Below are 12,458 nucleotides of genomic sequence, written 5' to 3'. Positions count from 1 at the left end.
CGGAATTTTTTTGTGGGGAAAGACCGAAGATAGTACATAAGGCATCGGATTTTTTTACATATTGGAAAAAGAGGTAAAAATAGTCAGTATTAGTGTTTATTTATAATTCATACTTACTTGTGCCAATGCAATATGGTAAAATAAACAATTAGGACAGAAGTAGGTTATATGTGAGGATATTCAAGGAGGATTTAAGAAATGTTTGCTAGAGATATTGGGATAGATCTTGGAACAGCCAATGTTCTTATACATGTCAAAGGTAAAGGAATTGTGTTAAATGAGCCTTCGGTAGTAGCGATTGATAAGAATACGAACCGTGTTCTTGCTGTCGGGGAAGAAGCTCGTAAAATGGTAGGCCGTACTCCAGGAAACATCATCGCAATTCGTCCATTAAAAGACGGGGTCATTGCGGATTTTGATGTAACAGAATCGATGCTTAAGCATTTTATCAATACATTGAATGTGAAAGGCTTCCTTTCAAAGCCTAGAATTTTGATCTGCTGCCCGACGAACATAACAAGTGTCGAACAAAAGGCGATTAAAGAAGCTGCTGAAAAAAGCGGAGGGAAGAAAGTATTCCTTGAAGAAGAACCAAAAGTGGCTGCAATCGGTGCCGGCATGGATATTTTTCAACCTAGCGGCAATATGGTCGTGGACATTGGCGGGGGTACAACGGATATTGCCGTCCTTTCAATGGGGGATATCGTTACATCTTCTTCCATTAAAATGGCCGGTGACAAATTCGATAATGAAATTTTACATTATATCAAGCGGAAGTATAAGCTTCTGATTGGTGAACGTACAGCGGAAAACATTAAAATTCAGGTTGCAACAGTCTTCCCTGGTTCCCGTAATGAAGTCATCGATATTCGTGGACGAGATATGGTATCAGGATTACCTAGAACCATTTCGGTCAATTCGGAAGAAATTGAGGAAGCTCTTCGTGAGCAGGTTTCAATCATTGTACAAGCTGCAAAAAGCGTACTTGAGCGGACACCGCCTGAACTTTCTGCTGATATCATCGATCGCGGCGTCATTTTAACAGGCGGGGGAGCGTTGCTTCACGGGATTGATTTACTCCTCGCTGAAGAGCTTAAGGTCCCAGTACTCGTTGCCGAACACCCGATGGATTGTGTAGCGATTGGAACTGGAATCATGCTTGATAATATGGATAAATTGCCACGGCACAAATTCAACTAAAAAGCGGATGGAAATCTGCATCATAAGATAGGGGTCTAAGGTTCAGACAAACATGAGGCATAGTGAAAGTGCGTGCAGTTCTAGTACTGATGAGCAATAGGCCCTCTTCTTTTAGTCGAGAATTTAACACCATTCCTTTAAATCTGACCTAGCCTACGATACATATAAATTCTTCTGCCTAATGCTAGTCCTTTCCTTAAGATACTGACGTTCATGACCGATAAGATAAATATGAGAAATTGAACGGGATAAGTTATGTAGAATGAGGAGTGAAGAGGATGTTAAGAGGTTTTTATACAGCTGCTTCCGGGATGCTTACACAGCAAAGGCGCACAGAATTGCTCACAAACAATATGTCCAATGCGAATACAACAGGGTATAAAGCAGATCAAATGAGTGTAAGGTCTTTTCCGGAAATGCTTATCAGCAACATAGAAGGCAAAACGGTTCCTGCGGAGAATAAATTGAACTTGCCTGAATTATCCCAGGTCGGGGGGCTCAGTACTGGGGTTTACGTACAGGAGGCAAATCCTTTATTTACCCAGGGTACATTGGAGGAAACCGAGCTTAATACAGATATTTCCTTGGCCGATGAAAGCCTTCCGATCAATGAAGAAACCGGTCTGCGAGGGTCGGTGTTTTTTACTGTTCAGGATGGTGATGGTGGCATCCGTTATACGCGCAACGGCAGTTTCACTCTAGATGGACAAGGTTATCTGACTTCACCTGCCGGTCATTATGTATTGAATGAAAATAATAATCGAATCCAGCTTGATAGCGATCAGTTCACCGTAACGGAAAACGGTGTTATTTTAGAAGGGAATGTTCAAACGGCACGTCTCGGCATCGGTTATTCAGATGATCCATCATCACAGCTCATTAAGGATGGGGAAGGCCTTTATAAGGCTGTGAATGATGGGAAGTTACCTAGCGCATACACGTCTGAAGGGGTCGGTTTTTCTACTAAGCAAGGGTTCCTTGAAGGCTCTAATGTCGACCAATCGAGAACGATGACAGAAATGATGTCGGCATACCGCTCTTTTGAAGCGAGTCAGAAGGTTCTCCAAGCCTATGATAAAAGTTTGGATAAAGCGGTCAATGAAGTTGGCAGGCTTTAATTGAACATTAGCAGAAAACCGCCTTTGGAAATTTGGACATGTAAGGGGAATATACATGAATCGTACCATGATGACAGCGACAAATACGCTGAACCAGCTTCAAAGTAAAATCGATCAAATAAGTAATAATATCTCTAATGTGGACTCGACTGCCTACAAAAAGACCCAAACGAGCTTTAATGACTTACTGACCCAGAGTTTCAATAATCAACCAAGTGAGACCAAGGAAAAAGGAAGGTTGACCGCACCTGGCATAAGGCAGGGAACAGGTGCTAAGATAAGCCAGTCTCAATTGGTGCTTTCACAGGGGTCCTTAAAGACTACGGACCGTAATCTTGATGCTGCATTCACTAGTGAAGACCAATTCTTCACCGTAAGCGTTCAGGACGGTAAAGGGGTTAATACAAGGCTTACAAGGGATGGCGCCTTTTATTTATCTCCAAATGCGAATGATCAGGACCAAATGGTGCTCGTTACCTCTGCTGGACATCAGGTGCTTGATGAAAATGGTGACCCGATCCTTATTGACGGAAATGTTAGAGACATTAAAATTTCGAAAAATGGTTTTTTGACGGTCGATACGGAAGAATACGGAAAAAAGAGTTTTGGGCTCGGCATCGTCTCGATAAAGAAGCCGCAATTTCTTGAGCGGCTAGGCGGAAATTTACTTGGCCTGCCCGAAAACATCAATGAATTGGGTGTAACTGATGACGATATCATGACCGCATTAACAGGGGATTCCCGCAACCAGATAGCTATCCGTCAAGGAACTCTGGAGTCCTCAAATGTCGATCTTTCCGAAGAAATGACGGATCTTATCAATGTTCAGCGGTCTTATCAATTTCAATCCCGGGCTGTAACGATGGCTGATCAAATGAGCGGATTAATCAATGGAATCCGTTAAGTTATCGGGGAAAATAAAATGTCTCCCTGCGGAATTATAGCAAATCGGTTATAATGAATTCATATCAAAGAGAATCGTTTGTCCATAGCTGCCTATTTTCTGGAGTATGGGGGGAATCAGTCGGCGAGTTTTCTTAGAAAAAGGAGCTTTCACATTCTATATGGAACAAAATCGTGTAATGAGACAACAAATTGAAGAAGAGATAAAGGAAGTTGAGACGAAACCGAATCGTAGAATCAAGGTCCGTCTTTTGCCAATTTGGCTTCGTTTACTCATTGTTATCGGATTGATTTTCATTGCTGTGTTATCCGGGGCACTTATAGGATACAGTGTGATCGGTGGAGGACATGCAATGGATGTTTTCCAAAAATCCACATGGACCCATATTATTGATATAGTGAACAAGGATGCGTAGTTCCATTGAGGTAGTTGCTGTCGTTAACGGATTTATATTACATAGCAACTACGCCTCTGTCTTTATGGCAGGGGCGAGTTAACGTTATGTTAGAAATATTTAAATCATAGGAGGAACAAAAATGCTTGATATCACACAAATAAAGGAAATTATTCCGCATCGTTACCCATTCTTATTAGTGGACCGGATCATAGAAATAGATGAAGGGAAAAGAGCGGTAGGTTTGAAGAATGTCTCAGCTAATGAAGAATTCTTTAATGGTCATTTTCCGGATTACCCAGTTATGCCTGGTGTTTTAATTGTAGAGGCTTTAGCGCAAGTTGGCGCTGTAGCGGTTTTGAAACAAGAAGAATATAAAGGACGGCTTGCATTTTTTGCTGGAATTGATAATTGCCGCTTTAAAAAGCAAGTAAAACCAGGTGATCAACTGCGCCTGGAAGTGGAAATAGTGCGTATGAGAGGGTCAATGGGTAAAGGGAAAGCAGTGGCAACGGTAGACGGAGAAGTAGCATGTGAAGCCGAAATCATGTTTGCCTTTGGTGACAAATAAGAAGTGCATTCATTTTCGGGGAAAGAAAATGGACTAATATGACTATATTTTTAAAAGTGGTTTAAGGAATCGTGCAGCGGTGTATATATTAAAGAGCACTGCATGGGCTTTTTTAATTAGACCCTTTCCATTCTCCCTTTGAATGCCGGACATTTTTATATGTCCGGCATTTTTTAATTATTAAATTCCAATAAATATGAGGTAAGTGTATTTCCTTTTTAAAATTAAAAATAGGACGCAAGTTATTTTCTCGTTCGGGCAAAATAACTAATGATAAAGAAGGAAAGGAGGTTGCCAAAAATGAAGAAAAGAATTTTTGCACTAATTGGGGGATCTTTATTATCTATTATGTTCCTTGCTGGATGTGGAACGAATGATAAGGATAATGACAACAAACCCGCACCAGAAGATAATAACAACATCATAGATAAGGATAAAAATGGTGTAAAGGATAACAACGGCACGGATAATAACGACATGAATGATGATAATAATGATGTGATTGATAATGATAATGACAATGACAATGACAATAATGATGCAAATGACTTGATTGACAAGAAACACGACGACAATAAGTAATTAGCACAGATTGAAAAAGACTGGCTTAGTTAAGAAGAGGATTATCATCCTTATTCGTCTAAGTCAGTCTTTTTTGTGTATATTCGATTAGGGAAATAAAGGGGGGGGTTATTTATTCGTAGCTAATTTAGGCTTTGAACGGATTTTTTGCTTGTACTCATTTATTAATTCATCGCCGACGAGACCTTTTTGGACTAAATCTTCAAGAAGAAGTTCAGCATATTTGCTACGCGTTTTTTGGATGTGACCAAGGAATAATAGGCTATAATGGTTGCCTACTTTTCTTATGGTGCGTAAAACAGTGTGAAACAATGCCGGTTCATTGTCCTTTTTGGTAATGACGGCCTGGATATAAACCTCTCCGTCTATATTGGGGAGTGAGGGTTCAAGCTCTTTGAAATGCTTTTCTTCTACAAAGGCTTCCAGTAACCATGTTCTAGCATCGTTTTCTTTATTTATTATTAGTCCATCTGTTAATACAATATCAATCAATTGTAAATTCTCAGTAACAATTTGCAACGAAATTAATTTAAATGATTTCATCTAATTCCTCCATTTCTTGCCAGAAGAGTGATAAAAGCCCCTTCTTAAACGTGAATTTTATTTTATCTGGAATGGTTCATGTCGATTAATCCTTTTAAAGGTAATTATATCATACTAAAAGATAGTCCCTTAATGAAATGAAAACCCAGCAATTGTCTAAATTATGCAGGATAGAATAAAAATTTGCAAAATATTAAATTTTGTTAACAATGCGTTTATTACTTGATTTTAATCGAAAAAAATTGATTTTACATCAATTCAAACGGTTTTTTAAGAAGGAAAAGGGTGGAATAATGCCATTTCCTTCATTTTTTATTCGAAGGTAGAACGAGTATGATAAAAGCATATTAAAGAGGAAGGAGTGAAAAAATGATTAACCAAGTTACCCTCGTCGGCAGGCTTACGAAGGATCCCGAATTAAGATATACACCAGACGGCAAGGCTGTTTCCAATATAACGTTAGCAGTCAACCGGAACTTCCGTAATACTGTTGGTGAATATGAGGCGGACTTTGTACAGTGCATCATATGGAAAAGGTCTGCTGAAAATACTGCTCAGTACTGTAAAAAGGGTGCCTTAATCGGTATCACAGGCAGAATACAGACAAGGAGATACGAAAATCAAGAGGGTAAAAATGTATATGTTACTGAAGTGGTCGCCGAGAGGGTTCAATTCATCGCATCTAAACAAAACGATATTAAACCCAAGGATTTTGAACATATTGGCTTATAGTCTTACGTGGAGGTCGAGCATGAGTAAAGGATATAAAGCTTGCCTCCGGGCAGGAGCAAGCTCGCTTTTAGACAATGCATGAGAAAAAGCGGATGGAAGAACTCATAAGTGATTTGATCCGTCATGTGGCGAAGACCCATGTGAAAACTTCGAATAATGAATATGAATTAGTACAGATTAATTTGATGCTTACTCAACTGAAAACACAAAACAAGTATTTATACGAACATAATGAAAAATTAATGCAACGAATTTCAGCACTTGAACAAAGCATAAAATATTCCGATGACGAAAAAACTTCCTTAAAGCTTGACTGTAGTATTAGTTCATTTTCATCCCTTACTTCCCCAAAGCAAATATAGCTTTTTCCTCGCTGGAAACTCCGATTTACCCTCATTTGGAATCAAGTTTTCTGATTCCCCTCTTTCATAGACTGCAAATAAGCAGTCTTTTTTTATGCCAAAATGTGAGTGTATAAAAAATAAAAAAATTATTCTGTTAAATTAGAATTTTTAGAAAATATATTGTAAAATTTTAATTTTGATGCAATAATAAACCAAATAATGTAATGGGAAAAAAGTTATATATAGGAAGTGATTTGATGGAAGAACCAATTATTAAGGTGAATGGGCTGCGAACCAGCTTTCGTACTGACGATGGGGTGATTCCTGTCGTAAATTCAATCGATTTTCACGTCAATCCTGGTGAAGTTTTAGGGATTGTAGGAGAATCAGGATGCGGAAAAAGCGTAACTTCTTTATCCATCATGGGTCTGGTTTCTTCACCTGCTGGTAAGGTGGAGGGAGAAATCCTCTTTAAAGGGGAGAATATCGCAAATGCCTCTGAAGCGAAAATGAGAAAGATTCGCGGGAATGACATAGCGATGATATTTCAGGAACCGATGACAAGCTTGAATCCTGTGTTCACTATTGGAGAGCAGTTGGTTGAGACGCTTCGGATACATAAAAAATGGAACAAAAAACAGGCCCGACATAGAGCGGTGGAAATGTTGAAGCTGGTTGGGCTTGGCCGTGCCGAGGAATTGCTCAAAGAATATCCGCATCAGCTTTCGGGTGGAATGAGACAAAGGGTCATGATAGCAATGGCCATGATTTGCGAGCCGAAACTCCTTATAGCCGATGAACCGACAACGGCTTTGGATGTGACGATCCAGGCACAAATCCTAGAGTTAATGAAGAATTTAAATAAAGAAACAGACACGGCAATCATGATGATTACCCATGATCTTGGCGTTGTGGCGCAAATGTGTGAACGTGTCATTGTCATGTATGCCGGCAAGGTGATAGAGGAAGGAAATGTGCAAACGATTTTCCAAAACCCTAAACATCCTTATACGGTCGGTTTACTTCAGTCGATTCCCGATATGCGAATAAAGAAAGATCGCCTTTACTCGATACCGGGCAATGTGCCAAAACCTGGGACAAGCAACCTCGGGTGCCAGTTTGCCCCCCGGTGCTCCCATGCCATGGAGCAATGTATAAATGAGACCCCGTCTCTATTGAAATTTGATGAGGGCAGGCATGTTCGCTGCTGGCTGTATGAAGATGGGAAAGGAGCTGCCTTGCATGAATCAAACATTGGTTAAGGTAGAAAACCTAAAGAAGCATTTTCCAATCAAAGGAGGGGTTCTCGGAAAGACCATCGGAGAGGTCAAGGCAGTTGATGGTTTGTCTTTTTCCATTTATAAAGGGGAAACCTTAGGTCTTGTCGGTGAAAGCGGTTGCGGAAAGTCGACGACGGGAAGATTATTGCTTCGATTGCTTGAGCCGAGTGAAGGGAATGTTTATTTCGAAGGAAAGGACCTGACGGCTTTATCTTCCCGTGAAATGAGAAAGATGCGCCGTGAAATGCAGATGGTCTTCCAGGACCCATTCGCTTCCCTCAATCCCAGGCATACTATTGAAAAAATATTGGAGGAACCGCTCATCGTTCATGGGGTTAAAGATAAAAAGGCGCGTAAGGCACGTGTGCAGGAACTTCTTAAGGTTGTTGGCTTAAGCAGTTACCATGCTAAAAGGTATCCGCATCAATTCAGTGGGGGCCAGCGGCAGCGTATTGGCATCGCCAGGGCACTTGCGGTAAACCCAAAGCTGATCATTGCCGATGAGCCGGTATCTGCACTGGATGTGTCGATTCAGGCCCAGGTTTTGAACCTCCTGCAGGATTTGCAGGAAGATTTTGATTTGACTTACCTTTTCATTGCCCATGATCTTGGAGTGGTGAGGCATATCTCCGACCGTGTCGGTGTCATGTATCTTGGACATATCGTTGAATTGACGGAAAGTGAAGGACTTTATGAAGATCCGCTTCATCCATATACGCAGGCTTTACTATCAGCCGTGCCCATCCCGGATGTGGAATACAAAGGGGATAGGGTAATCCTGCAGGGTGATGTTCCAAGCCCATCTAACCCGCCAAGCGGTTGTCCCTTCCATACGAGATGCCCGCAGGCCATGGCAGAGTGCAAATCAGTAAAACCTGTCTTGCATGAGCATAAACCCGGTCACTACGTTGCTTGTCATTTATACAATTGACATTTAACGTACACATAAATTTTTAAAAAAATAAAGGGGGAAGAATATGAAGAAGACATTGGCTTTATTGTTGACTACTATCCTGGCGCTCTCACTTGCACTTGCAGGATGCTCCTCGTCTACATCAAAAGAGAAAGATGATGATAAAGGGGGATCAAATGAAGCAAAAGGGGGCGTATTGATTTACGGTAAAGGCGGCGATGCAGTTTCACTAGATCCCGCTATAGTAACGGATGGTGAATCATTTATCGTCACACAGCAGGTTTTTGAAACACTTGTAAAATACGGGGAAGATAATACGGAAATAAAGCCAGGTCTTGCAGAATCATGGAAAGTTTCAGATGACGCAAAGACATATACATTCAAATTGAAAACCGGCATCAAGTTCCATGATGGCTCGGATTTCAATGCAGAAGCAGTTGTTAAAAACTTTCAGCGCTGGGCACAAAGTAAGGATGAAGCTAAATTTGCATACTATGCCTCTATGTTTGGCGGCTTTGAAGGTGATGAAGGTCATGTTATCAAAGAGGTAAAAGCCATTGATGATAATACAGTGGAATTCACGTTAAATCGTCCGCAGGCACCATTCTTGAAAAACATTGCGATGCCTACATTTGCCATAGCAAGTCCAACTGGCTTTGAAAAAGATGCAGACAATTTCGGTAAGAATCCTTCTGGAACAGGTCCATTCAAATTCAAATCATGGAAACCAGGCGATACGATTGAAGTGGTGAAAAATGATGATTATTGGCAAGATGGACTGCCAAAGCTTGATGGAATCACGTTTAAAGTCATTAAAGATAACTCCGCTCGTTTAAATGCTGTAATCAAAGGTGAAGTTGATCTAATGGACGGGTTAAATCCAAGTGATATAAGCAAAGTAACAGGGGATGACAAACTACAAATATTCGAACGTCCATCCATGAATGTCGGCTACTTTGCATTCAATGTTGAAAAAGCACCATTCGACAAAAAGGAGGTACGCCAAGCCATCTCTCACCTAATCAACAAAAAAGAAATCATTGATAACTTTTACGAAGGCACAGCAGAGCCTGCCAAGAATCCAATGCCGCCATCTGTTTCTGGCTACAATGACAACATTGAAGACTATGACTACGATGTAGAAAAAGCTAAGGAATTACTTAAAAAGGCTGGACTAGAAGATGGGTTCAAAATGGACCTTTGGGCAATGCCGGTACCACGTCCATATATGCCAGATGGTCAAAAAGTGGCTGAAGCCATTCAAGCAAGCTTAAAACAAGTAGGCATTGAAGCAAATATCGTTTCGTATGAATGGGCTGCATACTTAGAGAAAGTGCAGGCTGGTGAAGCTCAATCTTTCATGCTAGGCTGGACAGGCGATAATGGAGATGCGGATAACTTTCTTTACACATTATTGGATAAAGATAATATCGGCTCCAACAACTATGCCCGTTATGCAAACGAGGAAGTCCATAAGCTATTGATCGAAGCTCAGTCCACTGCTGATGAAGCCAAGCGTAATGAGTTATACGGAAAAGCTCAGGAAATCATTCATGAAGAAGCACCATGGGTTCCACTTGTACACTCTTTACCACAACTTGCTGGAACTAAGACAATAAAAGGATTCGTTCCGCATCCAACCGGTTCTCAATCTTTAGTTAACGTGTCTATAGAGAATTAACCGTACGAATCGGGGAGTATGGATTTATGCATGCTGCCCGGTTTTGTTATGGAATGCATTTCAAAATGATCGAGGGCGCTTCGAAGGACCCTTATTTAAAAGGCGGGTGATTGTTTTGTTTTCCTATACCGTACGACGTTTAGGATCTCTCATTCCAGTGTTACTCGGAATGGCATTTATTGTATTCATGATGATTCGGGCGATCCCTGGAAATCCAGCACAAGTAATTTTAGGACAGCAAGCAACAAAAGAGGCAGTTGCGGCAATGACAAAGGAACTCGGTTTGGATAAACCTTGGTTCATTCAATTTTGGGATTATTTATCTGGCCTGTTAAAGGGTGACCTGGGTGTATCGTTAAAAACGAATAGTCCGGTTTCCGAAGAAATCGGGCCATACCTAATGGCCACTATTGAGCTTGCATTGATCGCCATGATCATCGCAGTGGTCATTGGTGTAAATGCAGGGATAATATCAGCATGGTTCCAAAACTCATGGTTTGATTATGTAGCCATGGTGATTGCATTGATTGGGTTGTCCATGCCTATATTCTGGCTGGGATTAATGGAGCAATACATCATTTCAATTCAATGGGATTTACTTCCGACGACAGGGCGGGATAATATCAGGGATCCCGTTGCGGCCATAACGGGCTTGTATTTGATGGATACACTCATTGCTGGCAGGGTGGATCAGTTTTTTGAAGTGATCAAACATCTCATTTTGCCAGGAATTGCGCTTGCGACCATTCCGATGGCCATCATTGCAAGGATGACACGTTCGTCCATGCTGGAGGTTATGAGGTCGGATTTCATCCGTACAGCCCGTGCTAAGGGAATGAGAATGTTTTGGGTCGTTTACAAGCACTCCTTCAAGAATGCATTAATTCCAGTGGTGACGGTTATCGGTCTGCAGACAGGATTACTTTTAGGCGGCGCCATTTTAACGGAAAACATTTTTGGGTGGCCAGGTATCGGTACATATATTTATGATGCAATACTATCCCGGGATTATCCGGTCATACAGTCCGGAATTCTGGTCATCGCCTTTTTGTTTGTCATGATTAATCTTGTTGTGGACTTGTTGTATGCAGCGATCGATCCTAGGATTAAGTATAAATAGGGAGGGAAACTCATGCCTGAAATTGCAACGAATACATCGCCAATCCTTCCTCCTAAAGAAACAGAGGAAAAAGTCATCTCTCCCTGGAAGGAAGGATGGAAAAGCTTTAAGAAAAATAAGGTAGCCCTTGTTGGTATGGGGATTGTTTTATTTTTCATCTTAATCGCCATCTTCGCGCCGCTTATAGCACCCTATTCATTTGAGGGGCAAAAGCTAAGTGACAAACATTTGGCACCGTCTGCGGAACACTGGTTTGGAACGGATGAATTTGGCCGTGATATTTTGAGCAGGGTCATTTATGGCGCGCGCATATCAATAGGAGTCGGCTTTTTATCTGTGGCAGGGTCTGTCGTGGTTGGATCTTTTTTTGGAATCATTGCCGGGTATTACGGTAAGTGGATAGATACAATCATATCGAGGGTCTTTGACATCATTCTGGCATTCCCAAGTATATTGCTTGCCATTGCCGTAGTGGCCGTTTTGGGGCCTTCTCTTCGCAATGCACTCATTGCCATTGCCATTGTCAACATCCCGATATTCGGGAGGCTTTTACGTTCGAGAGTTTTAACGGTGAAAGAAGAGGAATATGTAACAGCTGCCAAGGCAATAGGAATGGGGGATGGCAGGATTCTACTTCACCACGTCCTTCCGAACAGCCTTGCACCCATCATCGTTCAAGGTACTTTGGCGATTGCCACCGCCATCATTGAGTGTGCAGCACTCGGGTTCCTTGGTCTCGGTGCTCAACCGCCGGCACCAGAGTGGGGTAAAATGCTTGCCGATTCGAGGTCATTTATCATTCAGGCACCATGGACGGTGCTGTTTCCTGGTCTTGCGATTATGCTAACTGTCCTCGGCTTTAACTTAATGGGTGATGGACTGCGCGATGCTTTGGATCCAAGAATGAAAAACTAGAAGTAAATGGGTGATGTTATTTTTAACATCACCATCTTTTTGTCGATTATCTTGTGAATCTATTAATATATGAAAAATAATGACAATATCCTAGTTCTAAATAGGAAAATAGTGACTATTATCTCTTAAAATCACCCCAAAAGTTGTGATACTTTTATACT

14 protein-coding genes are annotated in these 12,458 nt (G+C 41.3%); 13 read left to right on the top strand and 1 reads right to left on the bottom strand.

Annotated features, from left to right (window positions below):
- Positions 1-198 precede the first annotated feature (198 nt).
- From UP17_RS24060 to UP17_RS24035, 6 genes are all read left to right on the top strand, one after another.
- Positions 199-1,200: a rod shape-determining protein gene (locus UP17_RS24060; protein ID WP_057911932.1), complete on the top strand. Its 1,002-nt coding sequence runs from the start codon at positions 199-201 to the stop codon at positions 1,198-1,200.
- A 278-nt stretch (positions 1,201-1,478) separates the two neighbouring features.
- Entirely contained in the window at positions 1,479-2,318 is an 840-nt protein-coding gene (locus UP17_RS24055; protein WP_061465663.1) for a flagellar hook-basal body protein, read from the top strand.
- Between the two features lie 55 nt (positions 2,319-2,373).
- Positions 2,374-3,222 carry a flagellar hook-basal body protein gene (locus tag UP17_RS24050; protein WP_061465661.1) on the top strand — a complete coding sequence of 283 codons (849 nt, stop codon included), beginning with the start codon at positions 2,374-2,376 and terminating at the stop codon, positions 3,220-3,222.
- Positions 3,223-3,382: 160 nt separating this feature from the next.
- Positions 3,383-3,637 carry a DNA-directed RNA polymerase subunit beta gene (locus UP17_RS24045; protein ID WP_061466309.1) on the top strand — a complete coding sequence of 85 codons (255 nt, stop codon included), beginning with the start codon at positions 3,383-3,385 and terminating at the stop codon, positions 3,635-3,637.
- Between the two features lie 121 nt (positions 3,638-3,758).
- A complete protein-coding gene (gene fabZ, locus UP17_RS24040; RefSeq protein ID WP_061465660.1) occupies positions 3,759-4,187 on the top strand; it encodes a 3-hydroxyacyl-ACP dehydratase FabZ in 429 nt (142 codons plus the stop codon).
- Between the two features lie 300 nt (positions 4,188-4,487).
- Positions 4,488-4,769: a hypothetical protein gene (locus UP17_RS24035; RefSeq protein WP_061465659.1), complete on the top strand. Its 282-nt coding sequence runs from the start codon at positions 4,488-4,490 to the stop codon at positions 4,767-4,769.
- A 108-nt stretch (positions 4,770-4,877) separates the two neighbouring features.
- On the opposite strand, the gene UP17_RS24030 is transcribed toward UP17_RS24035, so the two are convergent.
- Positions 4,878-5,312, bottom strand: a complete 435-nt coding sequence (locus tag UP17_RS24030; RefSeq protein ID WP_061465658.1) for a YwpF family protein — start codon at positions 5,310-5,312, stop codon at positions 4,878-4,880.
- A 369-nt stretch (positions 5,313-5,681) separates the two neighbouring features.
- Between UP17_RS24030 and ssb the strand changes: the two genes are divergently transcribed.
- From ssb to UP17_RS23995, 7 genes are all read left to right on the top strand, one after another.
- The gene (gene ssb / locus UP17_RS24025) at positions 5,682-6,044 is read left to right on the top strand and encodes a single-stranded DNA-binding protein (protein ID WP_061465657.1); all 363 of its coding nucleotides are present in this window, start codon (positions 5,682-5,684) and stop codon (positions 6,042-6,044) included.
- Positions 6,045-6,136: 92 nt separating this feature from the next.
- The gene (locus UP17_RS24020) at positions 6,137-6,406 is read left to right on the top strand and encodes a hypothetical protein (protein WP_155727490.1); all 270 of its coding nucleotides are present in this window, start codon (positions 6,137-6,139) and stop codon (positions 6,404-6,406) included.
- A gap of 239 nt (positions 6,407-6,645) precedes the next feature.
- Positions 6,646-7,650 carry an ABC transporter ATP-binding protein gene (locus UP17_RS24015; RefSeq protein WP_155727488.1) on the top strand — a complete coding sequence of 335 codons (1,005 nt, stop codon included), beginning with the start codon at positions 6,646-6,648 and terminating at the stop codon, positions 7,648-7,650.
- On the top strand, positions 7,631-8,599 hold the full coding sequence (locus tag UP17_RS24010) for an ABC transporter ATP-binding protein (RefSeq protein WP_061465654.1): 969 nt from the start codon (positions 7,631-7,633) through the stop codon (positions 8,597-8,599). The genes UP17_RS24015 and UP17_RS24010 overlap by 20 nt, the downstream gene beginning before the upstream one ends.
- 46 nt (positions 8,600-8,645) lie before the next feature.
- Positions 8,646-10,262 (top strand): ABC transporter substrate-binding protein, encoded by a 1,617-nt coding sequence (locus UP17_RS24005; RefSeq protein WP_061465653.1) that lies wholly within the window; start codon positions 8,646-8,648, stop codon positions 10,260-10,262.
- A gap of 115 nt (positions 10,263-10,377) precedes the next feature.
- On the top strand, positions 10,378-11,382 hold the full coding sequence (locus tag UP17_RS24000) for an ABC transporter permease (RefSeq protein WP_061465651.1): 1,005 nt from the start codon (positions 10,378-10,380) through the stop codon (positions 11,380-11,382).
- Positions 11,383-11,394: 12 nt separating this feature from the next.
- Positions 11,395-12,297, top strand: coding sequence for an ABC transporter permease (locus UP17_RS23995; RefSeq protein ID WP_061465649.1), 903 nt, complete (start codon positions 11,395-11,397; stop codon positions 12,295-12,297).
- Positions 12,298-12,458 lie beyond the last annotated feature (161 nt).

Source organism: Peribacillus simplex (genome assembly GCF_001578185.1).
Lineage (GTDB): Bacteria > Bacillota > Bacilli > Bacillales > DSM-1321 > Peribacillus > Peribacillus simplex_A.
The sequence above is the reverse complement of the archived record's forward strand: the minus strand, read 5'-3'. Positions and strand labels throughout refer to the sequence as shown.

Coding starts and splice junctions, on each gene's coding strand:
- UP17_RS24060 (WP_057911932.1), top strand. CDS start 199: ATGTTTGCTAGAGATATTGGGATAGATCTTGGAACAGCCAATGTTCTT.
- UP17_RS24020 (WP_155727490.1), top strand. CDS start 6,137: ATGGAAGAACTCATAAGTGATTTGATCCGTCATGTGGCGAAGACCCAT.
- UP17_RS24010 (WP_061465654.1), top strand. CDS start 7,631: ATGAATCAAACATTGGTTAAGGTAGAAAACCTAAAGAAGCATTTTCCA.
- UP17_RS24045 (WP_061466309.1), top strand. CDS start 3,383: ATGGAACAAAATCGTGTAATGAGACAACAAATTGAAGAAGAGATAAAG.
- UP17_RS24035 (WP_061465659.1), top strand. CDS start 4,488: ATGAAGAAAAGAATTTTTGCACTAATTGGGGGATCTTTATTATCTATT.
- UP17_RS24005 (WP_061465653.1), top strand. CDS start 8,646: ATGAAGAAGACATTGGCTTTATTGTTGACTACTATCCTGGCGCTCTCA.
- UP17_RS24015 (WP_155727488.1), top strand. CDS start 6,646: ATGGAAGAACCAATTATTAAGGTGAATGGGCTGCGAACCAGCTTTCGT.
- ssb (WP_061465657.1), top strand. CDS start 5,682: ATGATTAACCAAGTTACCCTCGTCGGCAGGCTTACGAAGGATCCCGAA.
- UP17_RS23995 (WP_061465649.1), top strand. CDS start 11,395: ATGCCTGAAATTGCAACGAATACATCGCCAATCCTTCCTCCTAAAGAA.
- fabZ (WP_061465660.1), top strand. CDS start 3,759: ATGCTTGATATCACACAAATAAAGGAAATTATTCCGCATCGTTACCCA.
- UP17_RS24055 (WP_061465663.1), top strand. CDS start 1,479: ATGTTAAGAGGTTTTTATACAGCTGCTTCCGGGATGCTTACACAGCAA.
- UP17_RS24030 (WP_061465658.1), bottom strand. CDS start 5,312: ATGAAATCATTTAAATTAATTTCGTTGCAAATTGTTACTGAGAATTTA.
- UP17_RS24050 (WP_061465661.1), top strand. CDS start 2,374: ATGAATCGTACCATGATGACAGCGACAAATACGCTGAACCAGCTTCAA.